The following is a 25909-nucleotide window of genomic DNA, read 5'->3' as shown; positions in this document are numbered from 1 at the left end:
TGCACTTCCTATCGGTTGGCCAATGCAACAACACGATCGGCAGCCGCTGAAAAGCCTTGTAGCGACACCTGGAAGCCCAAGGCATTGCCGCCATCGGCAACAACCTTGAGGTTCAAGCGGGAGCCGGTTCGCAATTTGGCAAGTGTCGGAGCATCGATCGGAAGCAAAGCTATGCAGCCGTTCGGCAGGCACGTGCGAAAGCGCACCGGCTTCAAGGGCGGCTGATCGTCGATATTCGGCGTGACGCCCGAGTCGAGGACAATTCCGAACGGCAATAGCAGCGTCGCAAGTGCACTGCCATCGGGACGCATCTGCATTTCGACAGCGAGCAATCTTTGGCCATTCTGCTGGGTTTGATCCTGCGAGAGCGCGCAAGAAGGTGCCTTGTCACGTTGATTGCACGCAACATGCCAGTCCTGATAGGTCTCCTGCAGGCTGGATGCGCCGTTTGGCAGCGCCGATTGGGCGAAGGCCGAAGGCACGGGCGCCAAAAAGCTCGCGGAGATGAAGGCGAGCACCGCATAAGATATGCGGCCGACTGTCCGAAGTGAAATGAATGCGGAATTTGACAAGGGATAAGATCTCTCAGCTTTGAAATGCGACCTTATGCAATCGTTCCCGCAAAGGCCAGGATGAAGAGCTAGCGTCGGCAACCACCCTTCGACGCGAACCGGCGCGCCCAAGGACGATCTCGCGCGGAAGCGCTCACGTGCATACCCACTCCCGCACACTGCAGCGGGAGCCGGAGCCCTCGCATGCCTTGAGCGCGAGATCTTCGGCTTCGCGGCGTGTCGGCGCCGAATTCGCACCCCACGGCGTGAGGCGCTTGCCGCCTTCCTTGCCGATGGCAAGCGCGCCGCAATGATTGTATGGAAAGCCGGTCTTATCGTCGTCATCCCAGTGGCGATGATTGCGGAAGACACTGACGACGACGCAGCTCTTGCCCTTATCCCGCTCGCAATGCTTGAGGGCGATATCCACGGCTTCCTGGCGCTTGTCGGCTCCCCAGAAGAAGCCGTATTTTTCATCAGGCGCGGAATAGGCGATGGCTGCCCATATGCCGCGCTCGTCAGGCGGGGGAGCCGGCGGCTGCTCTGTCGTGAAGAGATCGGCAGCCCACGGATGGGCGGCGGAGACAAGAAGCATGCCTATCGCTGAAATCGCGGATTTCAATCTCATTTTTAGCTCCCTTGCTTTCCTGCTGCCGAAGCCACGGAAATGACAACGCAGCCGCTTCCTGTCGGTAAAAGCATGGCATCGCCACCATCGTTGCCGAGCTGGTAGACACCGACCTGGTCGAGATTGTTGACGAGCTTGCTTCCGTTCGGGAACTTGGCCGAAACTTCCGGGCAGGACATTGTGAACGGTGCGACGCGAACCATCGCTCCTTCGCAGCCGGATGCGACTGGTGCTGCAAATACGATGCCGGCGGCCGGGCCGCTATAGCCCTGCGTGGCATAGTTCATACCGACAAGCGCTTGTACGGCATGCTTGTCGGCTGCCTCCTTGTTCCACACCGATTGGACATTGTACTGCGTGCCGTTGGTCAACAGCTGCCCGAGAACCGGGAAAATCGTCGAACAGGAATGCAGTCCGGCCTGCTTGGCGTGCTGCAGGAACGGCGTATCGGGCAGGGCCTGATTGGCGTCGTTCGCTGCGGCGACCGCCGGCTGGGAGAGAAGATTACCCAAGACATCATATCGGACGGCGGCATAGCCGCCAGCGGCGACGATTGCGATCGCCAGCATTGAAAGAGCGGCGGTCTTTCGCCAGCTTCGCTTCGGCTCGGCTTGCTCGACCGCCAGGTTCTGGATTGCGGCATTCTTGGTGTTTCGCGACATGATGCGATCGTGAATTGATTGCTGGGTCATTGAAATCCATCCTTCACTTTATCGCCTTCACGGCTGTGGAAAGGCCTTTGAGATTTGCGGTCACGCTGATCGTTCTCCCATCCGCGGTAGGATAGGAAACCGTTGGCGCGGTATTCTTGGAAATCTGCTCGCGCAGGACGGGTCCGACCGGCAGCATGCCGACGCACACCGTGTTGTTGCAGCCGTTGAACGGGACCTGTATCGGCTCCTTGCGGCCCTCGAATTGCAACAGGATACCGCCGTCGCTTTTGGCAACCGGGGCAGCGCGCAAGATCATATAGGGGTCGCCTTTCTTCGTCGCGGCGAGCGACCAGCTGAATGCGACCTGTCCGGCCTCGTTCTCGATGATCTGGGTAACATTGCAGACCCGCTGGCGGATCTTGAGATTTTCGTCGCAAATCAGCGTCCAGTTCTCGAAGGGACGAATGGTCCGCTGATAGTCGCCAAGCTTCACCTCCCCGGGAACAACGACCTCGGAAGGTTTTATACGAAACGCGGGGGAGGCGGCATCCTGTCCGGCCGCCATCGAGCCGAACAGGAGCGTGCACATCAGGAACGTCGGGACGCCGAGAAGCGCTCCTTTGACCATGACAGCCTCAATTCAGAGTGAAGCTGACGCCAGCGCCGACACCCACGTGTCCGCCGGCGGCCGTACCGGACAAGTTCGCCCGGACGCGGCCGTTCTCGCTGGTGTAACCGGCGCCGAAGGCCACCGCGCCCTCGCCTCGCCAGACACCGCCACCGAGAGCCACGCTCGCCTTGCCCGGACGGTCATCATAACGAAGCGATGCCGCTGCAAGTCCGATTGCGGCCGCCTGCCTTGCCTCGGAACGGACGTCCCCAAGCTCCTGGTTCAATTGCCCGAACTTCTGGTCCGTGTAGTTGTTGGCGGAGGCCAGTGTGGTAGCGGCAGCCGTATCCGTATAGGATTTGACCTGAGTGATGCTGTCACCCAACTGGGCAACGTTCACCGCATCCGTGGGAGCGACACCCTTGCCGACGTTGGAAATCACCACGGGCGAGTTCACATCACCGCCCTGCAGCGTGATGCTGTTCTTCTTGCTGCCGTCGGGATTGAGGTCATAGGTGACGGCGTTCTTGGTGATCGTTCCGACACCGGTCTGCAGGCTGTCGATCGCCTGATTGGTGGCATAGAGCTGCGATCCGTTGATAGCGTCGGTGCTGTCGGAGGAAATACGGCCGGCGGCGACGTTCGTGATGGTTCTTTCGGCCCCTGCAGCCCCCACACTGACGGTGCCGACTGGCGCGGTTCCGGCAAAATTGTAGTGCTGACCCTGGATGTCGGTGCCGGTGGTAGCGACGGCCGCCTGTGTTGTGGAACCAGAGCCCAAGGCCACATCATTGGCATTGTTGGCCTGCGCCCCCTGGCCGAGGGCAACCGCACCCTGCCCCGTCGCCGTAGATCCAAGTCCTGCTGCCAGGCTGCTCACGCCGCTGGCGACACTCTGCGGACCGATCGCAACGCTATCGGTGCCGCTGGCGGTGGAATCCGCCAGCGTCGAGTTGGCGTGGAAATACTTGATGCCGCCGCCACTCGTGATGTTGGTCAGCGTGTTGTTGACCGCGCCGAAGGCATCGTAGACCGTGTTGTAGTTGTTGCCCTGGACATTATAGGTCGGACCGGTGATCGACCCATCCGGGTTCACCGTCGTGCCGCCGCCGATCAGGTTGGTGATATTGGTGCCAAGACCCTTGAGCTGGCTGACATTCACGGCGTCGGTATCGGCCGAACCGGCGGCCAGGTTGGTCAGCTTGCGCTCCGAGCCGGCCGAGCCGATCGACACTTCACCGACGGAAGTCTGCGGGGCTGTAACGGCAAAGCCAGTATAGCCGGCTTGAGCACCCACGGTCGTTACGGATTGTGCACCGAGAGCGACGCTGTTGATGTTGTTGGCTTGCGCGCCGGCGCCGAGCGCCACCGATTGGACGCCCGCAGCCAGCGAATTCGTGCCGAGGGCAACGCCATCGGCCAGCATGACATGGGCATTCTGGCCGATAGCCGTGCCGCCCGGGGCAACCTGGTCGACGACGGCGCCATTGCCGATACCGATGCCGTTGTCGCCGTTGACCACGGTCGTCGGGCCGACCGCGACCGATTCGGCGCCCACAGCAAGCGAGTCACCCGCCGCCGAATTGGCATGGAAGTATTTGCTTGGGGTTGTCGCCACCGAAGCGATGGCACCCTGGAGCTGGCGAACCGTAACGGCGTCCTGCGCGTTGGTGCCGTCCGCAACGTTGATGATCTGCCGATAGGACGTGCTCGTGCCGACCGAGACCGCGCCCAAAAGGGTTTTATCCGTCGTATTGTATTGGATGAAGTTCGTTGGGCCAGCCGCAATCTGGCCGCTGGTGGGTGCCAGGGGACGATCGGAAACCGAGTCGGAGCCGAGGGCGACCCCGCCTTGGATGATGGCCTGGCTTTGTCTTCCAAGTGCCAGGGCATCGCCTGCCGTAGCGGTCGCGTTATAGCCGACCGCAGTGGAACCGACGCCCTGCGCCGAGGAATCGCTGACGGCAAGCGTGCTGTCATTGGTGCGCACATATCGGATGCCCTTACCGTTTGCATCGGTATAGGTCGTCGATGTGTCACCGGCGAGATTGTTGATCGTATTGCCGAGATTGGTCAGGTTGCCGCCGATCGTGGTGACCGTCGTGTTAAGAGTGTCGACCGCCTGGTTGGTGGCAAAGAGCTGCGAGCCGTTGACGGCATCGGTCGAGCCGCCATTGAGCTGGCCGGCAGCGACATTCTGGATCTGGCGCTCGGCACCGGCGGATCCCACGGAGAAGGCGCCGGCCGGCGTCGTGCCTGCGAAGGTGTAGGCGGTACCGCCCACCGTTGCGCCCGAAACCGCCGTCGTCGCACCGGACTGAGAATTCAGGCCGATAGCCACATCACCGGCATTGTTCGCCACCGCGTTCGGGCCGACGGCAACCGAATCAGTCCCGAGGGCTTGGGAATCCGGCAAGGTGGAATTGGCATGGAAATATTTGATGCCGCCACCGGTGTTGATGTTGTTGACGATGTTGCTGAGATTGGTGATGCCCGTCGTATTCAGGTCGACCTGCTGGTTGGTCGCGAAGAGCTGCGAGCCATTGACCGCATCCGTCGAACCGTTGTTGAGCCTGCCCGCCGCGACATTGGTGATGGTGCGCTCGGCGCCTGGTGCGCCAACGCTCACCGTCGAGGCAGGTGTCGTGCCGGCAAAATTATAGGTATTGCCGCCGATCACCGCGCTTGCGGTACCGACCGCTGTGGTGGTCACCGAGCCCGAGCCAAGGGCGACATCGCCGGCATTGACTGCGGAGGAGAGAGCGCCCAGTGCGAGCGCGTTCTGAGCGCCGGCATTCGCACCAGCGCCGAGAGAGGCTGCCTGAACACCGGTTGCAAACGCGTTCTGACCGATCGCGGTGCTGGAGGTCGCCGTCGCATTGGCATTGGGGCCGATGGCGGTGCTGTAGTCACCCGTCGCCTTGGAGATGTATCCGAACGCCGTTGCGTCGAGGCCGGAGGCGCTCGCGCCGTTGCCGGCCGCGATGGCATTCGCCCCTGCCGCGGTCGAGAGCGGTCCGATCGCGACTGATTCCGCACCTGTCGCCGACGAATCCGCCGCCGCCGAATTGGCATGGAAATACTTGATGCCGCCACCCGTGTTGATATTGTTGACCGTCGTGCCGATGGCGTCGACCGCCTGGTTGGTGGCAAAGAGCTGCGAACCGTTGATCGCGTCGGTGGACGACCCGCTGACCCGGCCCGCTGCGACATTGGTGATGGTACGCTCGGCACCCGGTGCGCCGACGCTGACCGTCGAAGCCGGATTGATGCCCTGATAGGCGTAAGTCGTGCCGTTGACCACCCCGCTGGCGGTGCCGACTGCTGCAAGGGTCGACGAGCCCGAACCAAGGGCTACGTCGCCGGAGCTAGCCGTCGCCGTTGCGCCATTACCCAAAGCGACGTTGCCGACAAAACCGGAAGCGCCCGCGGTAGAACCGTTGCCGAGTGCAACTGAGCCCTGGCCGATTGCCTTGTTGTTGTTGCCGATCGCGACCGCGCCGGCCGCCTGGTTGGACGCACTGGCGCTTGCCGTGCCATCGCTGTTGGCGATGTTATTGGCACCGCCGGTGAAGGCGCCGGTGCCGCTGGCATAGCTCGGATCGCCAATCGCGACCGCGCCGTCGCCGTAAGCAGTGTTGCCGTAGCCGATTGCGACGGCTTGACCGCCATCGGCGATCGCGCCCGTGCCGATAGCGACGGAATCATCGCTGAGCGAGCCGGCAGCGGTGCCGATGGCGATCGCGTTTATGCCTTCTGACACCGCGCCCGAACCGAGCGCGGTCGAGGCTGCTGCTGTCGCGACGGTCACCGTGCCAATGGCGATAGAGTCGTCCGCTTCAGCATTGGCCAAACGGCCACCGGCGAACGCACGGTTACCAGCGGCCTTGGCTTCAGAACCAATCGCGACCGCGTGCGCTCCCGTTACGCTGGCCTGGAAGCCCAGGGCAGCCGAACTATCGCCGCTAGCCACGGTGCCGATGCCGAGTGCGGTGCTCGCGGCCCCGCTGGCGTTGGCGCTGACGCCGGCGGCGAGAGAATTATTTCCCGTCGCCTTCGTTCCAGATCCGTACGAGGAAGCATTTGTGCCACTGGCGACAGCCTGTCGTCCCGTGGCGGTGGAATTGTCGCCGCTGGCATTGGCGCCGGCACCCGTGGCAACCGATAAGACACCTGCGGCATTTGCATTGTTGCCGAGCGCGACGCTGGACGTCCCGGTGGCGGCAACGATTGCGCCCGAGCCTATCGCAACAGCACCACCAGCAGCGAGCGCCTGTGCCTGGTTACCCATGGCGACGCCGAAGGCTCCCGATGCAACGGTGGTTGGGCCAATTGCGAGCGAGTTGGTTCCTGATGCGGCCGCTGTCGTACCGAGAGCGATAGAATTGGTGTTCGAGGCCTTGGCGTTGTAGCCGATCGACGTCGTATTATTAGTGCTGACGCCAATACCGGCGTTGGTTCCAAGCGCGATATTGTCGTTGCCCGTGACGAGGCTACCCGCGGAGGCCTTTAGGGTGGCATCGTAAGCGACAGCACCGTCGCCACTTCCAAACGCGAGGTTGCGCGTCCCGGAGACGCCCGAGCCGGCACCTCTCATGACGCTGGGAATGCCGCCGCCGATGGCGGTGTTCTGTGCGCCGCTCACGAGCGTGCCGGCTGCGATGCCCATCGCAACCGAACTGGAATTACCGACAGTCGAACCGGCGCCAGCGCCTTGTCCGACCGCAACGGTGCTGCTGCCGATCGCGAGAGCCTGCGTGCCGAGCGCGAGCGAGCTGTCTCCCGCGGCCCGGGCGCCGTTTCCGACGGCGGTGGCCGCGCTATTTGTCGCCTGGCTTAAACTGCCGACGGCGACGGCATTGGAGTTGGTTGCCTGGCTCGACAAGCCGACGGCGGTGGCGGCGGTGCCGCTACCAGTGGCCCCATTGCCGATAGCGACCGCGTTGCCGCCGGTTGCCTGGCTGACCACTCCCAATGCCGTCGCGTTGCCGCCGGATGCCGTACTGCCCGCTCCCACCGCGGTCGCGTTGCCGCCGGTTGCTTTGCTAGTTGATCCCACCGCGGTACCAAAGCCGGCAGCAGTGGCTGTGGAGCCAATGGCGGTCCCGCTGCCGGCTGCGGTGGTGTTCACGCCGAAGGCCGATGCTGCATCCGAAGTGGCTTGGGCGTTTCCGCCGACGGCGAGCGCGTTGACGCCGGTCGCGTTCGCAAAGACACCGATGCCTATGGCGTTGAGGCCATTGACACTCATCGAGTAGCCGATGGCAATTGAAGCGTTGCCCGTTGCGCTGTTGGAGGTACCCAACGCCACACTCTCCAGGCCATTGGCTTGGGTACCGTTACCGATGGCGACGGCGTTGGCGGCTGACGCGGTTCCGCCGCCGGCAGCATATTGCGCCTGCGCAGGCGAGAAAAGGCCGAGCGCGGTGAGCGTGGCGAGGCCGCCGATCACGCTTGCCGAACGCAAGCTCCCGCCGGCGCCTAACGAACCGGGGCCTATGTCCTTGCGGCGCATGCCGAGAATACGAGAGGCCATCCGCAGTACGGCCATCAGGCGACGGCGAAGCGACCGATCGGTGCGATCGGCTGAAATGAAGCTTTCAACAAATCCGCTACGAGATTTAGTCTGCAGATGTTCCCCAACGCACTCGTTCATGCTGCTTTCTCCTCGCTGCTATCTGGACGACCAAGCACGCTTGGACCCGCATCTGCGGCTGCGTCGTCGTTGAAATTATGCGCTTGCAGAAGCGCGCGACCCATTTTAGCGGCCTGGCTTTCGAGCTGTTCGCGCACGGTATCGACCCATGGCTGCGTCAGGTCCGGAACGGAATACAAGGCAGCATCCGCCCGGTCAGGGGAAAGCTTCATCCTCACCAGGGCGCGGCACACATCGAAATGGAATAGTGGCTCCCCCTCTCCATAAGCCGGAGACGTCAAACCGTAGACCAGGCAGGCAAATAGATAATCGACCTCCGCGCCGCTCAAGCGGCTGGCATATCGGTCTTGCAAGGCAGTCCAGGCTACCTCGATCTTCGGAGCAAAGATTTCAAATTCAGGGAATTGAATGTCCATAGAGCACCGGATGATTACTGTCCGGGAAGATGGCCTTATTTCAGCGCAAGCGTATTTTATAAAATTCCGGATTTTTTTTAGAAAATTACGGTTTTTGCCTAGCCGGCTGCGGGTGTAGCCACTTTGCCACACTTACCTATGGCTGTTTCATTTTCGCGCAGAGGTTTTCCCGGTCGGAGGCTGTTCCGCGTTATTGCCGCGAAAAATAGCGGCCTGAAGACGGACTTCGCGAGGAAGCGATGTTTCAGGCAACGCGGAGGTCAACGTCGGTTGCATACGGATGACGACTAGTACGCAAGCTCGGCAGGTCAACGCTCGAACCGCAGCTCTGTCGGCGTCCTGCCGCGATATCGTTTCATCGTTGTCGCCAAATGGCTTTGATCTGAAAATCCGGTCAGGTAGGCAATTTCGGCAATGGGGATTTCACCCTCGACGAGCATCTTTTCCGCGAAATCCAGCCGCAGGTTTATAAGGTAGCGATGGGGCGGCATCCCGAATGTCTTGGCAAATCTTACGATGAAATGATTGGGTGAAATGCCCGCGACAGCTGCCAGTTCAGCGACGTGAACCTTTTCCGTAAAATGTTCACGGAGATACTCTTCAACGCGACGGGCGCTCTTGGCGGAGAGCCCGCCCCTTGGCGACGGAAGCTGTTTCATATTGCTTGCATAGTTGCGGATGAGATGGGTACTAAAGAGCGTAACCAATGAATCCAGAAAGAGTTCATTCGGAGTTGCTTTCCCTGTTAATTCGACAGAAATCCTCTGCGCAATATCGAGCGCTATCGGATCGACGGTTCCGAAAGCAGGTGGCCGGAGTTCTATGTCGGCGAGATCGAACTCCTGAAGTGCCAGTTCTGACAGAGTGTCGGGAGGAATGGCGACGACAAGATTCTTCCTGGTTTCGGACCAGGCGAGGCTGCTGTCCACGCCGGCCGGATTGATGATGAGACATCCAACGGGCGCATCATATTGGGTGATTCGGTCGCTGCCGAGAGAGGCGCGCAAGCCGCGTATGGGAGCCAGCACGATCCCCATCGCATGCTCTTTGGCGAGAAATGTCTGCGATCCGGGATTGCGTACGGAATTGATAACGCTCCCGCGGGCGGTCGCCTTTCTCGGTCCTGCATATTCAGGAATTATGTCGAACACATATCGTTCGGCCCGTTCCCGGACCTCACCCGTATAGTTCATTCTTCATCGCCCCGCCCGAACGAAATCTGTGAATGCGAACAGCGAACCCGATCTCAACTCATTCGAGACCTTAGCTTCCCAGCACGGCGGGCTCAATGCCCGCTAGTCCGCCTATAGCGTTAAAGTACATAGTAGAAATTGACGAGTTTGGAAGAGCAGATATCCATATACTGAAGAAATGCTATGCCAGCAGACGATTTCATCTTTAAGTTGATGAAGTATATACTAAAAACCACCGCGAGGAGCGATCTGCTTTCAGGCTACATTTCCCGGAAAAGTAGAAAATTGACTGAAAGATATACGACCTCTAGGTGTCGCTTCGATGCTTCTCGTATAGATCCCAGGCGACGTCCGCCATCGCCAGAAGCACGTCCTCTTGGTTCCATCCCGCTGCTGCTGCAGCCTGAACGATTTCACTGACAATGGGCTGCAATTGGCGTTGGCACTCGCCTGAGAGGTCCTCGGCACTTCCCTGAGGTGGCTCGCTAAATTTGAATTCTACCATTCTCACTCTCGCAGTCGTAATATATGTCAGCTATCACATTCCCAACGCAAAATAAATCTGAAAGGATGCTCGGGGATTTTCAAGAGCCCACATCAAACCACACTATTGCTATGCTGCAAGCAAGGCAAACTTGATTACAGTCATTAACTCTATATCATTGGTCAACTCCCCAACCGCGGCATAATATATACAAGAAAAGCGGAAGTTATTCTGTGGCCTAGACAAGGGACTTCAAAGCACTCCGGCAAATCTCTGATGCTCATCGACCGCCAGAAACAGCCATAAATAAGGCCACAGCATCGCCGTGCCGACGATTGATGCAAGTCGACGCGATCGGATGAGGGAAAGTCAACCAATCCGCGAACGTCTATCGCCGAGATCAAGCGCGCGCCCAACGCTATGCGTCCGATGGATTGAGGTGAACTGCGAATCGCTGGCAATCATGCCACGCTGCGACTAGCAAGATGCAAAGCAGCCGATCTCCGGATCATCAGCCAAGCCCTTGCCGACTGATGTTATCATCGGTAGCTGGCGGCGGCCCGGAAAGGCGATGGATGTGTCTCTACGGATCAAGCGAATTTACGAACCCGCGGACGACGGCGACGGCAAGCCTATCCTGGCCGACCGTCTATGGCCTCGCGGCATCAGCAAGAACTAGGCCGGCGGTGTCACGCCGCGTCAGGTGCAGCGCTCGATGGTAGCGATAACTGCCTCCGCCGTATTCAGGCGACCACAGGTGCCGGAATGTCCTTCGTCGGCAGGAGCCGTGCCATGGCGCTCAAAAGATCCGTCTGCGATATCAGACCGAGGACGCGCCGGTCGGCATCGATGACGATGACCGCATGCGTTCGCCCGTCCGTCAGAACGGGCAACAACGACAAAGCGGGATCGCCAGCATCGGCAACCGCCGGTTTCGATAGGGCGTGCGCGATGGTGTCGAGGCCTCGCGAGAGCTCGCGCAGGCCGACCGTACCGATAAGGCGATCCTCCCCGTCCCTCACGGGCAAGGTGCGTATGTTGTGTTTCAGCAGAAGATGCCGTGCGTGCTCCGGCTCTGCGTGCTCGTCAATGGCGACGACATCGCGCGACATGATGTCGGCGCAGCTTATATCTCCATGCGATCGCACCGCTGCCTGCAATTCAACCTGCCGCAGGAGGCGGCTGAGGTCGGCGCGATCGATGTCGAAGGTCTCGTCCAGCACGCCGAGGGCGGCATCGACGTCTTCCTCGCGAAAGCCTACCCGCAAAGGCGACGGCAGATCGCGCGTCTGATGGGTATTTTCGGTTGGTTTTGCGGCGACATGCGGATAGTTCCGCCTGGAGAGCTTATGAAACACCAGGCCGAGGCCGACGAGTATGCAGGAATTCAAGGCAACCGGTACGAATGGAAACAGAAAGCCCCAGCCCGCAACGACCGGGCCGCCGAGAACGGCGGTCAGCGCCGCCGCGCCGCCCGGCGGATGCAGGCATCGCGTAAATGACATTGCCCCGATTGCAAGCGAGACGCCAATCCCGATCGCGATGATCGGATCGTGGATCAGATAGGCGGCAATGATGCCCATCATGGCCGAAATAGTATTGCCGCCGATGATCGACCACGGCTGGGCGAGCGGACTTGCCGGAACCGCAAAAAGCAGCACTGCGGACGCTCCCATCGGCGCGACGATGAGCGGAAGATGCGGCCCCTGCCCGAAGAGATAACCGCTGATGACTCCGGTAAGGCCAATGCCGATCAAGGCGCCAAGGCAGGCGATCAGCCGTTCGCGCAAGGTGGCTCCGGCGAGGATCGGGGAAAATAGGCGGAACCGGCTGGAACCGGCCTTTTGGGGCTCTGAATGCTGCATGATGGAACCAGTTTAAGGAAGAATCTCTCGAGGATGAACGGCAGGACGCCGGCTAGTTCGGCAACGACGACACGCTCTTTCCCTTGGTAGCGCTGAGGACTTCATGAAACGCATCGAAGGAACTCGGGCGATCGGTTTTGCGAGAGATCAGAACCGTATCGACGATGGCGAGCTGATGCGTCGCCGAGGCCACCGGCCAATGCATGAGATTGAGAACCGACCTTGGCATGACGCCCGCTGCATTGCCGGTCGCTACGCTGGCCAGGATGGCATGATAGGAACCAAGTTCGGTCGTCGGCAAAGCGCTCGACCTGCGTGCCCAGCCCTCTGCAATCTTGCGATAAGTGCATCCGGGCTCCAAAGCGGCAATCGATCCGACCCGCAAATCGGCGGCGGATCGGATCGCAGGATGCCCGGATGGCAACAGCAGCAGTAGATCCTCGACGAATACCGGTTCGGCTTCGAGCTGCCTGAGTTCAGCCGCGAAATCTGGATCCTCATCCAGCATCGCTTTCGGCGGCCGGGCGATCAGCGCGCAGTCCAGAACATCGTGCAGAACATCTCGGGCAAGATCGCGGGAAGCGCCCAGCGCCAGCTGAAGCGACACATCCGGCCACATCTGATTGAACCTGCTGAGCGCCGCGGGCAGCCGGCTTGCAGCCGTGCTCTCCATCGTTCCCAAGCGCAAGGTGCCCGTTGGGCGCCGTGGCCTGACCGCCTGGCGCGCCTCAAGAGCAAGCGCCGAAAGGCGATTGGCATAGACGTGGAACGTCTCGCCCTCTTTTGTCAGCGTCATCTTCTTGCCGTCGCGGCTGAAGAGCAGGACGCCGAGGTCGTCCTCCAACTGCTGGATGCGCGTCGTCACGTTCGACGGCACGCGTCCCACGGCTTTCGCGGCCTTGGTCACACTGCGATCGCTTGCGACCGCCAGAAATATTTCGATCGATGAAAGGTCCAACGAAAAGATCTCGATTCAGGAATTAAGCCACCTTATCATTCCCTATATAAAAATCATTCTCGCAGCTCAAGCATGTCTGGCCTGCCCGGACCGAGAGCATTGGAACGAATATCAAAATCGTCTCTGTTATGGCGGCGGCTTTTTCGATAGAACCATCGTAGCTCTCGAGCGCAAGCCTTTGGTCATCGGCGTCGGCTTCGAATCGCAGGGGATCGACACCATCCATCCGCTCGCTCACGACATTCCGATGGATGTGATCATCACGCAGGCGGAGCCGCGCTGTCTATGATCTCCGCTGCGCAACAACCGGTTCGCTCGGCATATGTCAGACCGATCCGCGCAGCAGCCTCATTCAACATCCAGATCAAAGAAATGCTGGGTCGCAAGGGCGGCAGCCCCCCGCGCCCACGAACCTGGCACCCAGTCAGGAAGTATTTCCGGCGTATTCAAGAAGATATATTTCGCCATCGAACGCCGTATCGGCTCGAGAATCGCTTCACCGAACTGCATGGCTTCGCCGCCGGCAATGAGAACCTCGGGATCGAACAGGTTCACCAGATCGGCCAGATGGCGCCCAATCAGCTCCCCCGCCTCCGCCATGACCTGGAGAGCCGCCGGATCGCCGCCATCGATTGCCGCTGCGAATTCGTCGCGATTGGCCTTTGCGCCTCTGTGCCGGCCCCAGTCCTCAATCATCGCAGCCTCGGCTGTGTGAGCCTGGAGGCAACCCCGTCTCCCGCATTCGCAAAGTCGGCCGCCCGGAACCGTAATGACGTGACCGAGCTTTCCTGCCAGGCCGTGGCTTCCGTGATAGATCTCCCCTCCCATAACCAGCGAAGACCCGACACCGGTACCAACGGCGATCGTTGCAAAATTGCTGTAGTTGCGGCCCGCACCGAAGAGCCGCTGCGCGACGGTGAAGGCGCTGATGTCGTCGTCGATCCAGACCGGGACATGGACCCGTTCACGCAGCAATTCGGGAAAGGCAAGATTGCGCCAGCCAAAGCGCGGGCTCTGGACGCAGATGCCGTTGACCGCATCCACCTCGCCGGGAATGGAAACGCCAACCCCCATGACCGGAGACCCCGTGCGGCCGGCATCGGCAAGAAGCTTCGGGATTGCCGCCACAATCGCCTCGACCATCGTGTCCGGCAGCGTGTCCGGCACGGGCATCTCGAATGAAGCGATCGGCGTTGTGGCGAGGTCGGTGAGGACACAGTCGATGCTGTCGTGGCGGAGCTTGAAGCCAACAGCCAGGTGTCCATCATAATTGATATCGACGGGCACGGGCCGCCGCCCGGTCGCGCCGGTCTGCGCTTTTCCCTCGACGACGAGCCCTTCCTCGACCAGTTCCGTGACGACGAAAGTCACCGCCGCCGGGCTGAGGCCCGTGACCGTGGCGATTTCGGCACGCGGCATCGCTCCACGGCTTCGCAGCAGGTTGAGAATGAGCCGCCGGTTAAGGGCTCGGGAGGTACCAGGGTTGCCGCGCACGATGATCCTTAAATTAATTTTGTAAATTAACTATTGTCGCTTCTCGGAAGATACGGTATGCAATAGCACATGGCAATGGAGGAATGTCTGCTTGTATCAGCACAAGCGGAATTGCCGGTTTATTGCGTAATTTCTGAAGGTTAGCGGCTGCCCATATCTGTGGGCGGGCCTGGATTTGATGTGCCTAGGGAGGAAATAGATGGCATCGAAGAACGAACTTTCACTCGTCAATGCAATCAAGGCGTCTCGGCGCCAGTTCATGATCGGCACCGGGGTGGCCTTGGCGACCACGGCGCTTTATCGCCCGGCAATTGCCAATGGCGGCGAAGTGACAATCATTTCGGATATCGGCAATGCCGGACAGCGAGCCGTCCTTGACCGCATCGCGGCTGATTTTACCAAGAAGACCGGGACGAAAGTCACCATCAACAATATGGATCACGAGGCCCACAAGACGGCCATCCGTAGCTATCTCGTCGTCGGCGCTCCCGATGTCTGCTTCTGGTTTTCCGGCAATCGCATGAAGGCTTTCGTCGATCGCGGACTGTTCGACGACATTTCCGACCTCTTTGCCAAGGAGGGCTACAGCGACAAGCTCGGTGCCACGATGACGGCAGTTACCGTCAACGGCAAGCAGTACGGTCTGCCGCTTGGCGGCATTCTCTGGGGTCTTTTCTATCGCAAGGACGTCTTTGCTGAGAAGGGCTGGGCAGCGCCGAAGAACTGGAACGATTTCCTGAAATTCGGCGAAGCGGCGAAGTCCGCCGGCATGACACCGATCAGCATAGGTACGAAGGAACTCTGGCCGACCGGAGGCTGGTTCGACCACATGAACCTGCGCATCAACGGTCTGGACAAGCACCTCGCCCTGATGGAGGGCAAGATCCCCTATACCGACCCGATGCTGAAGCCGGTCTTCGACAAGTGGGAAGAGCTCATCAAGGCCAACTTCTTCTCCGCAAGCGCCCCGTCATTCGGCTGGGAACAGGCGGGCGCGGCTCTCGCACAGAAGAAGGCCGCGATGATGGACCTCGGAGGCTTCATCAAATCCGCCTTCCCGGCAAGCGACGAAGGCCAGATCGCTTTCGCTCCCTTCCCGGAAATCGTCCCCGGCGTCGAACGTTATGAGGATTTCTCGGTCAACTCCGTGCATATTCCGGCCAAAGCGAAGAACCGCCAAGGTGCGCGCGATTTTCTCGCCTACTTCTATCAGCCTGACAATCTCGGCGCATTCCTCGAAGCCGAAGGCACTATTCCGCCACGCAACGATTGCCCACCGAGCAAGGACCCCTTGGTCAACCTCGCCGTGGAATCGCTCAAGAGCGTGAAGGGAACGTCGCAATATTACGACCGCGACACCGATCCGGACATGGCGCAGGACGGCGTAAAGGGCTTCCAGGAATTCATGGTCAAGCCCGGCCGGCGCGACCAGATTCTGGCAAGGCTCGAAAAAACGCGCGCGCGCATTTTCAAATAGTCCTCCCGGACCAAGGCTTGGCGGGGTGTCGGCTTTATGCGCCGCCCCGTCGCGCCGCCTTGAAAAGCCCGCACCTTCCGAAGCGCCTTGAATTATCGAACCAAGAAGTCTGAGCCATGTGGAAAAAACACAGGAACTGGCTAACGCCCGTCCTCTTCATTGTGCCGGGATGCATCCTGTTCGGAACGATCATCATCGCTTCGTCGGTGGAATCAGTCTGGATTTCGTTCTTCGATTGGGATGGCGTCGGGCAGAAGAGCTGGGTGGGATTGGCAAACTATTCCGAACTCTTTGCTGATCAGCAATTCTACGTCTCGCTGAAGAACAACATCATCTGGCTCGTCATGTTCATGGCGGCACCGCCGCTCGGATTGGCGCTGGCGCTGCTCGTCAACCAGCAGATCGCCGGCATGCGGATCCTGAAGTCGCTTTTCTTCATTCCGCTGGTGCTCGCCACAGTCACGGTCGGCGTCGTCTTCGGCTGGGTCTATGATCCGAATTACGGGCTTCTTGCCCTCATCTTCGGTCTTTTCGGCGCAACGGCGCCCGCCCTGCTTGCCGACGAACATTTCGTCACCTTCGCTGTGGTCGCCGCCGCGCTCTGGCCGCAGATCGCCTTTTGCATGGTGCTCTTTCTTGCGGGCCTTAACAATTTGAGCTCCGATATCATCGGGGCCGGACGCGTCGACGGCGCCCGCGGCTGGAACATGCTCTGGCACGTCGTGCTGCCGCAATTGCGCCAGGTGGGTTTCATTGCCCTTGCCGTAACGGTCGTCGGCGCATTGCGATCCTTCGACATGATCGCGGTGATGACATCGGGCGGCCCCTTCGGCTCATCGGAAGTGCTGGCCTATCAGATGTACGAGCAGTCGATCTTTTCCTATCGCTTCGGCTATGGCGCTGCCATCGCCACTGTCCTCTTTGCAATCATGATCGTTTTCATCACCTGGTATCTGCGCGTCATGGTGCGCATGGAACGGGAGACACGCTGATGTATCCTCGCCCAATCCCTGAAGAAAAGCCCGCGCTTCGCGGCCTTTATGCCGGCTTCGTCGGCCTGATCCTTATACTTTGGCTGCTGCCGCTCGTTGCCGTCATGCTGACGGCGGCCAAGACGGCCGATGAGATCATGGCCGGCAAATACTGGACATGGCCCGAGCATTTCAATCTCGTCGAGAATTTCCAGGCGGTTTTCCAGCAGACCAACATGTGGGGCTATTTCATCAACAGCCTCATCATCACCCTGCCCTCGGTGCTGCTCGTCCTCGTATTCTCGACGCTGACCGGCTATGTGCTCGCGCGCTATAATTTTCGCGGCAACGCCCTGCTCTTCTCGCTCTTCGTCGGCGGCAACTTCCTGCCTGCGCAGATCATGATGATCCCGGTGCGCGATCTCATGGTTTCGGTCGGCCTATACGACACCTATTTCGCGCTGATCATCTTCCATGTCGCCTTCCAGACCGGTTTTGCGACCCTGTTCATGCGCAATTTCATCGCGGCCCTGCCGGACGAATTGTTCCAGGCAGCGCGCGCAGAAGGCGCCTCCCCCTGGCAGACGATGCGCCATGTCGTCATACCGCTGATGCGGCCTGCCCTTGCCGCGCTTGCGATCCTGATCTTCACCTTCGTCTGGAACGACTATTTCTGGGCGATCGTGCTGACGCAAAGCGATGTCGTCAAACCAGTGACAGCGGGCCTCAACAACCTCAGGGGCGAATGGACGTCCGCCTGGAATATCGTGGCAGCGGCAACTCTGTTCGTCGCCGTTCCACCGGTCCTGATGTTCTTCCTGATGCAAAAGCATTTCATCGCGGGCCTGACCATGGGCGCCGTCAAGGGCTGACATGCCCCGCACCGCGCGAACAGATTTGGAGTATCACTCATGAGCCATGTACAGCTGATCGATATCGACAAACATTATGGCGGCTATCATGCCCTGCGTTCGGTCAATCTTTCCGTCGACAAGGGCGAGTTCATCGTCATGGTCGGCCCATCAGGCTGCGGCAAATCCACCACGCTGAAGACGATTGCCGGGCTTGAAAGTATCAGTTCGGGCGAGATCTGGATCAACGGCCGCAACGTCACGCGCGAGGAGCCAGGCGATCGCGGCATTGCCATGGTCTTCCAGTCCTACGCGCTTTATCCGCATATGACGGTTGCCGAGAACATGGGCTTCGGCCTGAAGATGGCGAAGCGGCCGCAGGTCGAAATCGACGCTGCCGTCAAGCGGGCCGCTGATATCCTCAGAATATCGGACCAACTCGACAAGCGTCCGAAGCAGCTTTCGGGCGGCCAGCGCCAGCGCGTCGCCATCGGCCGCGCCATCACCCGCGCGCCGGAAGTCTTCCTCTTCGACGAACCGCTCTCCAATCTCGACGCCGCGCTGCGCACGCAAATGCGCGTCGAGCTTTCGACGCTGCACCAGCAGCTCGGCTCAACGATGATCTATGTGACGCACGATCAGGTCGAGGCGATGACCATGGCGAGCCGCATCATCGTATTCAACAAGGGTATCATCGAACAGGAAGGCGCGCCGCTTAGTCTCTATCACAATCCGGCAAACCAATTCGTCGCCGGCTTCCTCGGCGCGCCGCGGATCAACTTCGTCAACGCAAAGCTCGTTTCGCTTCGCGACGGCATCGCTGAAGTCGCGCTCGAAGGCGGCGGCACGACGGTCCGCGTTCCGGTGGGCGATGTCGGCGATCTTAAGGCTGAGTCCCACCTCACCCTGGGCATCCGGCCGGAATCGCTGAAGATTGGCCCCTCCACCGAGGATGTCGCCATCTCCTTGGACGGCAAGGTCCGGCTGGTCGAACAGCTCGGTCGCGAGACCATCCTCTACGTCGATGCGGGTCCGCTTGCCACGATCGGCTCGGAAAGCGGCACGCGCAATTTCACCGTTCAGCTCGGCAACGCGACCGGGTTTTCGGCCGGCGAGCAGATCAAATTGTCCGCCTCGACATCCTCCCTCTACCTCTTCGGTCCCGATGGAAGAACCCTCACCCGGCCGAAACCCATCATTGCCTCTCTGTAAAGAAAGCTTGTGACCTCATGAAAGTTTTGGAAAGAAAGCCGCTCTCTGTCTGGCGGACGCTCAATCTCGACGGCTTCATGGTCGGTGTGCCGCATTATCCCGAACATGTCGACGAGAGCTATTGGGACCGCGATGCCGAACGTATGGCGGCTGCCGGTTTCAATACCGTTCGCATGGCGGAATTCGCCTGGCATATCATGGAGCCGCATGAGGATCACTTCGATTTCTCGCTCTTCGACAAGGCGATCGCCGGTCTGGCCAAGCACGGCATCAAGACCATTCTCTGCACCCCGACGGCAACACCGCCGCGCTGGCTGACGGCAAAATATCCGGAAGTCCTGCGCGTCGATGCCAACGGCAGAGAGGCAAGCCATGGATCGCGCCAGCATTGCGATACGACGAGCCCGGTGCTGCGCCGGCACAGCCAACGGATTACCCGCGCGATGGCCGAGCATTATCGCGACAATCCGGATGTCATCGGCTGGCAGACGGATAACGAGCTGAATACGACGACCTCCGAAAGCTATTCGCCATCGGCGCTCATCGAGTTCCAGAAGTTCTGCCGCGCGAAGTATGGCACGATCGAAGCCCTGAACTTTGCCTGGGGCGGCGATTTCTGGGCGACGGCCTATCAGACCTTCGACCAGATCGTCTTCCCGCAGCCGATGAACCCGTCCTTCTCCAGCCCCGGTCACGTGCAGGACTATCATCGCTTCCTCGCCTTCGCGACGGCCCTCTTCCAGCACGATCAGGTGGACATCCTGCGGGCGACCAATCCCGCATGGTTCATCTTCCATAATCTCGGCGGCCTTGTGGACATCGATTTCCGCGGCCAGTTCGGCCAGGATCTCGATTTCATCGGCTTCGACATCTATCCGTTCCTCTATGACGAGATGCGTCGTGGCGGCGGGCATGCGATCACGCAGGCCTTCCATCTAGACCAATGCCGCGCCTATTCCGGCAATTTCATCGTTCCGGAACAGGCGTCCGGCCTTGGCAGCCAGCCGGGCTTCTCCTCCTCCGTGCCGGAGCCCGGCGAGATGCGCCGCATGGCGATGACTTCGGTGTCGCGCGGCGCCGACGGCCTGATGTTCTTCCGCTGGCGGCCGGCGCATTTCGGCGCGGAGATCTACTGGAACGGCATTATCGACCACGATGACGTTCCGCGCCGTCGCTACGCGGAAGCCAAGCAGTTCGCATCCGACATCCGCAAGATCGAGGACAAGCTGCTCGGCACCACGGTCCGTATGGATATTGCGATCGCCGGCGCGGATTTCGACAATCAGGAGGCCTACAAGACCTATGCGATCGGCCTGCCAAGCCCGATGCAGGATGCAGCCCATCTGCACCGCGCATGCTATCAGGCAGGTATTGCCTGCGGCTTCATCCATCCGGAAGATGATCTCTCGCGCATCAAGGCACTCTACGTTCCCCATTGGGTCATGTGGAAGGATGAGTGGTCGGCGGCGGTGGAGAGGTTTGTCGCTGACGGCGGCACGCTTATCCTATCGGCGATGACGGGCACCCGCGATGACAACAACCACATCATCCGCACCCAGGCGCCGGGCACCGCACTTTCCAGGCTTTCCGGCGTCAGTGTCTACGAATTCGGACCAGTCTCCGCTCCGGGGGCGGATGGGTTGTTCAGCGGTTTCCGCGAGGGCGGTATCGGCAGCCATCAGCCGTCCCCGCGTCCGCCGGCATCCTCGGCCTCACGCAAATATGCCTATACGATCGGCAATCGTCAGCTTGAGGCCGGGCACCTTTACGAGAAGCTGGAAACGACCGCAGATACCGAAATTGTCGGCCGCTGGTCCGACCGCTTCCTGGAAGGCACGCCGATGCTGACGCGCCGCCGGCATGGCAACGGGCATGTCTATTATCTCGGCACCTACCTCACCACGCCGCTCGCAGAGGTCCTCGGGGAAATTCTCGTCAGCAACGGCGTTGCCGCACCGCTGGTAGAGAACATGCCTGCCGGGGTCGAAGTGTCGCTGCGCGAGGGCAACGGCAGGAAGCTGCTGTTCGTGCTCAATACCGAGCATGAAACGAAAATCGTCGATCTGCCTGCGGGGGTCGATCTGCTGACCGGCGAGACGATATCGGGACGGAGCGAGCTTCAAGGCTACGGCGTGCTTGTGATCGAGCAATCCGCCTGACGCGATCCTTAAAGCCCGGCGCCGAGGGTGAAGCCTCGGCGCTACGGCTCCGCCTCGATCAGCCTGCTTCGTCACCGTTTGCCATCGGCACGAACAATCCAAGCTTGACGTCGCGCAGCACCACATTCGTATGCATTCGCCGGATCTGCGGATTTTCCGCCATGATTACGGCGGCGATATCGTCATAATGCTCGACATCCCGCGCAGTGACGATCGCGATGAGATCGACAGCGCCCGTGACATAATAGACTTGCTGGATATGGTCCTGCTTTTCCGCCCAAAGGCGGAATTTCGCAAGCGCATCGTAATTGTCCCGCTCGATCTCCATGCCGACGATGAACACCATCGGCGTCCCGGTCGCCTTGCGATCGACAACAGCAATTTCCGCCTTGATGATACCATCTTCGCGCAGCCGTTTCAGGCGCCGTTGCACCGCTGACGTCGAAAGCCCGACCTCCTCGGCGATCGCTTCGGCCGTGAGCTGGCAATTGCGCTGGACGATATCGAGAATATCGCGATCAAAACGATCCGGACTTTCCATTTCCCCACTCCTTTAGGCGCGATGAAATCAGGCGACGACATCTCTATTCCATCATAAAAGATGCACAAGAAATACATTTTTGCTTTTTTTATGCAAATTGATCAGAAATTGCGCGCAAATTCCGCTCCTCTTCGCGATATTCTCCGCAAATTGTTTTTCATCGGAATTATATATGACAGAGCTGCCCTCCCAGGCTCTTTGTGTGGAAGATCTCCACAAGAGCTTTGGGTCACATCAGGTTCTCAAGGGCGTTTCAACCACCGCCAATCAAGGGGACGTGATTTCCATCATCGGCTCGTCCGGCTCGGGGAAAAGCACGTTCCTGCGGTGCATAAACCTGCTTGAGATGCCCGATCGCGGGCGCATCGTCGTCAACGGCGAGGAAGTCGCCCTGAAGCAGGGGCGCCATGGACAGATGCAGCCGAAAAGCTGGCGTCAGATCGAACGCATGCGCAGCGGATTGGGCATGGTATTCCAGAGCTTCAATCTCTGGGCTCACATGACCGTCCTCGAAAATATCATCGAGGCGCCGGTGCATGTCCTTAGCGTTCCTCGCCGCGAGGCGATTGAGAAGGCAGAGGCTCTTCTCAATAAAGTCGGGCTTTACGACAAGCGCGATGCCTATCCCGCCTTTCTCTCCGGGGGACAGCAGCAAAGAGCCGCGATTGCCCGCGCGCTTTGCATCGATCCGGCTGTGATGCTCTTCGACGAGCCGACATCGGCGCTCGATCCCGAACTGGTCGGCGAAGTCCTCAAGGTCATCCGCGATCTCGCCGAGGAGGGACGAACCATGCTGCTGGTCACCCATGAGATGCGCTTTGCCCGAGACGTCTCGAACCACGTTCTCTTCCTGCATCAGGGACGGATCGAGGAGGAAGGGCCGCCCCGGCAGATCTTCGACGCCCCGATCAGCACCCGCTGCCGGGAATTTACCGGCATGCTGACGACCTGATCCACATCCAATTCGCAGACAACACCATTAGGAGAATCTTTTATATGAGACTGGTTTCCACATTATTCGCCGGACTGGCCTTCGCGCTTTCCTCGATGACGGCGCAGGCCGAGGTTCGTTTCGGCATCATGAACGAATCCTACCCGCCATTCTTCGCCAAAGATGCCGCCGGCAAATGGCAGGGCTGGGAAATCGACATGATGGACGCCGTTTGCGAGCAGATGAAAGAGAAATGCTCGATCGTCGAGCTTTCCTGGGACGGCCTCATCCCTGCGCTTCAAAGCAAGAAGTTCGACGTGATCTGGTCGTCGATGTCGAATACCGCCGAACGCTCGAAGATCATCGACTTCACCGACAAATACTATAATACGCCCAGCACGCTGATCGGCCCGAAGGATCAGAAGACGGGGGCGACGGCAGATGACGTCAAGGGCAAGACCATCGGCATCCAGGTATCGACCATCCAGTCGGAATATTACAAGAAGTACTTCGCCAAGGTCGCGGATGAGAAGACCTACCAGACGCTCGACGAGGCGTTTCAGGATCTCGCTGCAGGCCGCATCGACTATGTCTTCGGCGATTCCCTTGCGCTTGACGCCTTCCTGAAGAGCGATAGCGGCAAGGATTGCTGCACCAAGATGGGTGACGTCGCCGACGACAAGGAGGTCCTCGGAGCCGGCGTTTCCGGCGGCCTTCGCAAGGAAGACACCGAGCTGAAGGCAAAGCTCAATGCGGCAATCGCCGCGGTGCGCGCAAGCGGCAAATACGACGAAATCACCAAGAAGTATTTCGGCTTCGATATCTACGGCGCCAAGTAAACGATCGCGACGATGGCGACCTCCCAACAAGGCATTCTGGACCTGCTCTCCCCCTATCCTCCGGGATGGGGTGGAGTGCTCTTGACCGGGGCTGCCTCCACGGTCGCCATCTCCGCCGGCGCTTTTCTGATAGGCCTCTTGCTCGGCACGGGCGGAGCATTGGGCAAGCTCTCAGGCATCAGGCCGCTCCGGCTACCGCTCGAACTCTACACGACCACCGTTCGCGCCGTTCCCGAGCTGATCCTGATCGTCGGGCTATATTACGCGGGCATGGATGGCCTCAATCGGCTCCTCGCCGCGCTCAATCTGCCGGCCTTCGAGCTGAACGGCTTCGCAGTCGCGGTCGCCGTGCTCGGTTTCGTGCAGGGCGCCTATATGACGGAAGTGCTGCGCGGCGCCATCCTGGCGATCCCCGTCGGACAGATCGAGGCGGCGAAGGCATTCGGCATGGGACCGCAGCTGCGCTTCCGCCGCATCATCCTGCCCGCCTTGCTACCGAACGCGTTGCCTGGTCTTGCCAATCTCTGGATGTCGGTTACCAAGGATAGCGCACTCGTCGCGGTGGTCGGCTACCAGGAACTGGCTCTCGCCACGCGTCTGGCCGGTGCGAGCACCAAGCACTATTTCATCTTTTTCCTGGCCTCCGCCCTCATCTATCTCGCCCTCACACTCGTTTCCAACGCCCTGTTCAACCTGTTGGAGCGGCGTGTGCGGCGCGGCCAACCGAAGCTGGCCTGAGGAGTGTTGGCATGACCTTCTCATGGATATCCGCCTATTGGCCGCTTCTGTTGACGGGAGCCGTGCAGACGCTGTCGCTGCTTGCGATTTCCGTCGTCTTCGGCTTCATCATCGCCATCGGCCTTGCATTCGCCCAGGTCAGCGGCGGCCCCATCCTGCGCGCCCTTGCCCGGGGCTACTGCACCTTCTTCCGCGGCACGCCACTGCTGATACAACTCTGGCTGCTTTACTATGGTGTCGGCTCGCTTCTGCCTGTCATCCCGGGTATTCGTCAAAGCCTGTTCTGGCCCATCCTGCGCGAAGGCTTCTTCTTCGCGGCCGTCAGCTTCACGCTGAACTATGCGGCCTACGAGGCAGAGGTTTTGCGCGGCGCGTTGCTTGCCGTTCCGAAAGGCGAATTGGAAGCCGGCCGCGCATTCGGCATGCGGCCCCTAACGCTGACCCGGCGCATCTGGCTACCACGCGCCATCCGCATCGCATTGCCGACGATCGGCGGCGAAATCGTCATGCAGCTAAAGGCCACTCCGCTCGCCTTCACCGTCACCGTGATGGACCTTTACGCTGTTGCCACCAAAGTTCGCCAGGACACCCTGCTGGTCTACGAACCGCTTGTTGTCGTCACCGTCTTCTATCTCATCATCACAGCCATCATCGCGCGAAGCTTCCGTTTCCTGGAAGCACAGGTGCCGGTGCGGCGCTAACCCACGGCACGAAGGAGAGATCAAACCTCTCCGCAGATCCGAGCCATTCTGGAGATCCCATTCATGAGCAAACCCTTGATCCTCGACGGCGGCATGAGCCGCGAACTACTGCGTCTCGGCGCGGAACTGAAGCAGCCGGAATGGTCGGCGCTCGCGCTCGTCGATTCGCCGGAGATTGTCCGGCAGGTGCATGACGAATTCATCGCCGCCGGCTCGGACGTTGTGACCACCAACAGCTACGCGCTCGTCCCCTTCCACATTGGCGAAGAGCGGTTCTGGAAGGAAGGCGCCGATCTCATCGCGCTTTCCGGACAGCTGGCTCGCGACGCCGCCAATGCCTGCAAGGATCGAAAAATCCTGGTCGCTGGCTCGCTGCCGCCCATCTTCGGCTCTTACGAGCCGCAGAATTTCGATCCGTCACGCGTTCAGGACTATCTCAGGGTTCTGGTCGAAAACCTCGATCCCTATGTCGATGTCTGGCTCGGGGAAACCCTCAGCCTGATCGCGGAGGGAGAGGCGGTTCGGGCCGCGGTCGCCAAAACCGGCAAGCCGTATTGGATCTCCTTCACACTGGCCGATGATGCCGCGCAAAGAAATGGAGCCTCGCCCAAGCTCCGCTCCGGCGAAGCCGTCGAGGATGCGGCTCGCTGGGCAGCAGCATCCGGTGCCGACGCGCTTCTTTTCAACTGCAGCAAACCGGAGGTCATGCGAGAGGCCGTCGAGGTCGCAGCGGAAGTTTTCAAGCAGAGCGGCCACAATCTGCACATCGGCGTCTATGCCAATGCCTTCGAAGGCGAACAAGGCGAGTTGGCCGCCAATGAAGGCCTTCACGCAACCCGGCAAGATCTGAATGACGACGCCTATTCGCGCTTCGCCTGTTCATGGGTCGATGCCGGCGCAACGATGGTAGGCGGTTGCTGCGGGATTGGCGCCGGGCATATTCATCGGCTGAAGAAGGCCCTCCTTACTCAGGGCGTATAG

Annotated in this window: 22 protein-coding genes and 2 pseudogenes; 12 read left to right on the top strand and 12 right to left on the bottom strand. The window is 60.1% G+C overall.

Annotation, left to right across the window (positions count from 1 at the left end; all coding sequences use genetic code 11):
* Positions 1-8 precede the first annotated feature (8 nt).
* The 8 genes and pseudogenes from AC13RE_RS14845 to AC13RE_RS14810 form a co-directional block, all read right to left on the bottom strand.
* Positions 9-518 carry an invasion associated locus B family protein gene (locus AC13RE_RS14845; RefSeq protein ID WP_488563527.1) on the bottom strand — a complete coding sequence of 170 codons (510 nt, stop codon included), beginning with the start codon at positions 516-518 and terminating at the stop codon, positions 9-11.
* Positions 519-705: 187 nt separating this feature from the next.
* On the bottom strand, positions 706-1179 hold the full coding sequence (locus AC13RE_RS14840; RefSeq protein WP_488563478.1) for a DUF4189 domain-containing protein: 474 nt from the start codon (positions 1177-1179) through the stop codon (positions 706-708).
* A 2-nt stretch (positions 1180-1181) separates the two neighbouring features.
* On the bottom strand, positions 1182-1871 hold the full coding sequence (locus tag AC13RE_RS14835) for a hypothetical protein (protein ID WP_488563477.1): 690 nt from the start codon (positions 1869-1871) through the stop codon (positions 1182-1184).
* A gap of 13 nt (positions 1872-1884) precedes the next feature.
* The gene (locus AC13RE_RS14830) at positions 1885-2460 is read right to left on the bottom strand and encodes an invasion associated locus B family protein (protein WP_132721326.1); all 576 of its coding nucleotides are present in this window, start codon (positions 2458-2460) and stop codon (positions 1885-1887) included.
* A 7-nt stretch (positions 2461-2467) separates the two neighbouring features.
* The gene (locus tag AC13RE_RS14825) at positions 2468-5530 is read right to left on the bottom strand and encodes a YadA-like family protein (RefSeq protein ID WP_488563526.1); all 3063 of its coding nucleotides are present in this window, start codon (positions 5528-5530) and stop codon (positions 2468-2470) included.
* A gap of 60 nt (positions 5531-5590) precedes the next feature.
* Positions 5591-7957, bottom strand: a pseudogene (locus tag AC13RE_RS14820) (YadA family autotransporter adhesin); the annotation flags it as partial.
* Positions 7958-8094: 137 nt separating this feature from the next.
* Complete coding sequence (locus AC13RE_RS14815) at positions 8095-8514, bottom strand: hypothetical protein (RefSeq protein WP_488563476.1); 420 nt, start codon at positions 8512-8514, stop codon at positions 8095-8097.
* Between the two features lie 308 nt (positions 8515-8822).
* Positions 8823-9707, bottom strand: a complete 885-nt coding sequence (locus tag AC13RE_RS14810; protein ID WP_132721332.1) for a helix-turn-helix domain-containing protein — start codon at positions 9705-9707, stop codon at positions 8823-8825.
* Positions 9708-10762: 1055 nt separating this feature from the next.
* Between AC13RE_RS14810 and AC13RE_RS14805 the strand changes: the two genes are divergently transcribed.
* Entirely contained in the window at positions 10763-10870 is a 108-nt protein-coding gene (locus AC13RE_RS14805) for a DUF488 family protein, N3 subclade (protein WP_488563475.1), read from the top strand.
* A 64-nt stretch (positions 10871-10934) separates the two neighbouring features.
* Here the strand turns inward: AC13RE_RS14805 and AC13RE_RS14800 are convergent, their stop codons facing one another.
* Together AC13RE_RS14800 and AC13RE_RS14795 are read right to left on the bottom strand one after the other, a co-directional pair.
* A complete protein-coding gene (locus AC13RE_RS14800) occupies positions 10935-12056 on the bottom strand; it encodes an HPP family protein (protein WP_488563474.1) in 1122 nt (373 codons plus the stop codon).
* Between the two features lie 52 nt (positions 12057-12108).
* The gene (locus AC13RE_RS14795; RefSeq protein ID WP_488563473.1) at positions 12109-13014 is read right to left on the bottom strand and encodes a LysR substrate-binding domain-containing protein; all 906 of its coding nucleotides are present in this window, start codon (positions 13012-13014) and stop codon (positions 12109-12111) included.
* Between the two features lie 118 nt (positions 13015-13132).
* Here AC13RE_RS14795 and AC13RE_RS14790 point away from each other — a divergent pair.
* A pseudogene (locus AC13RE_RS14790) lies at positions 13133-13303 on the top strand (5-formyltetrahydrofolate cyclo-ligase); the annotation flags it as partial.
* A 59-nt stretch (positions 13304-13362) separates the two neighbouring features.
* On the opposite strand, the gene AC13RE_RS14785 reads toward AC13RE_RS14790, so the two are convergent.
* Entirely contained in the window at positions 13363-14508 is a 1146-nt protein-coding gene (locus AC13RE_RS14785; protein ID WP_488563472.1) for an ROK family transcriptional regulator, read from the bottom strand.
* Positions 14509-14707: 199 nt separating this feature from the next.
* On the opposite strand from AC13RE_RS14785, the gene AC13RE_RS14780 reads away from it, so the two are divergent.
* From AC13RE_RS14780 to AC13RE_RS14760, 5 genes are all read left to right on the top strand, one after another.
* Entirely contained in the window at positions 14708-15985 is a 1278-nt protein-coding gene (locus AC13RE_RS14780; RefSeq protein WP_488563471.1) for an ABC transporter substrate-binding protein, read from the top strand.
* Positions 15986-16101: 116 nt separating this feature from the next.
* Complete coding sequence (locus AC13RE_RS14775) at positions 16102-16977, top strand: carbohydrate ABC transporter permease (RefSeq protein WP_132721344.1); 876 nt, start codon at positions 16102-16104, stop codon at positions 16975-16977.
* Positions 16977-17828, top strand: a complete 852-nt coding sequence (locus tag AC13RE_RS14770; protein ID WP_112337112.1) for a carbohydrate ABC transporter permease — start codon at positions 16977-16979, stop codon at positions 17826-17828. The genes AC13RE_RS14775 and AC13RE_RS14770 overlap by 1 nt, the downstream gene beginning before the upstream one ends.
* A gap of 39 nt (positions 17829-17867) precedes the next feature.
* Entirely contained in the window at positions 17868-19019 is a 1152-nt protein-coding gene (locus AC13RE_RS14765; protein WP_488563470.1) for an ABC transporter ATP-binding protein, read from the top strand.
* A 17-nt stretch (positions 19020-19036) separates the two neighbouring features.
* Positions 19037-21178: a beta-galactosidase gene (locus AC13RE_RS14760; protein WP_488563469.1), complete on the top strand. Its 2142-nt coding sequence runs from the start codon at positions 19037-19039 to the stop codon at positions 21176-21178.
* A 58-nt stretch (positions 21179-21236) separates the two neighbouring features.
* Here the strand turns inward: AC13RE_RS14760 and AC13RE_RS14755 are convergent, their stop codons facing one another.
* Positions 21237-21719, bottom strand: coding sequence for an Lrp/AsnC family transcriptional regulator (locus AC13RE_RS14755; protein ID WP_488563468.1), 483 nt, complete (start codon positions 21717-21719; stop codon positions 21237-21239).
* A gap of 172 nt (positions 21720-21891) precedes the next feature.
* On the opposite strand from AC13RE_RS14755, the gene AC13RE_RS14750 reads away from it, so the two are divergent.
* The 5 genes from AC13RE_RS14750 to AC13RE_RS14730 all read left to right on the top strand — a co-directional run bounded on the left by AC13RE_RS14750 (position 21892) and on the right by AC13RE_RS14730 (position 25909).
* Positions 21892-22671 carry an ABC transporter ATP-binding protein gene (locus AC13RE_RS14750; protein ID WP_488563467.1) on the top strand — a complete coding sequence of 260 codons (780 nt, stop codon included), beginning with the start codon at positions 21892-21894 and terminating at the stop codon, positions 22669-22671.
* 44 nt (positions 22672-22715) lie between these two features.
* Positions 22716-23489 carry a transporter substrate-binding domain-containing protein gene (locus AC13RE_RS14745; RefSeq protein ID WP_488563466.1) on the top strand — a complete coding sequence of 258 codons (774 nt, stop codon included), beginning with the start codon at positions 22716-22718 and terminating at the stop codon, positions 23487-23489.
* A 12-nt stretch (positions 23490-23501) separates the two neighbouring features.
* Positions 23502-24227 (top strand): ABC transporter permease subunit, encoded by a 726-nt coding sequence (locus tag AC13RE_RS14740; RefSeq protein WP_132721358.1) that lies wholly within the window; start codon positions 23502-23504, stop codon positions 24225-24227.
* Between the two features lie 11 nt (positions 24228-24238).
* Entirely contained in the window at positions 24239-24928 is a 690-nt protein-coding gene (locus tag AC13RE_RS14735) for an ABC transporter permease (RefSeq protein WP_488482335.1), read from the top strand.
* A gap of 63 nt (positions 24929-24991) precedes the next feature.
* A complete protein-coding gene (locus AC13RE_RS14730; protein WP_488563465.1) occupies positions 24992-25909 on the top strand; it encodes a homocysteine S-methyltransferase family protein in 918 nt (305 codons plus the stop codon).

It is taken from the genome of Martinezella sp. CNPSo 3959 (assembly GCF_057784355.1).
This window is presented reverse-complemented; position numbering and strand designations above follow the sequence as displayed.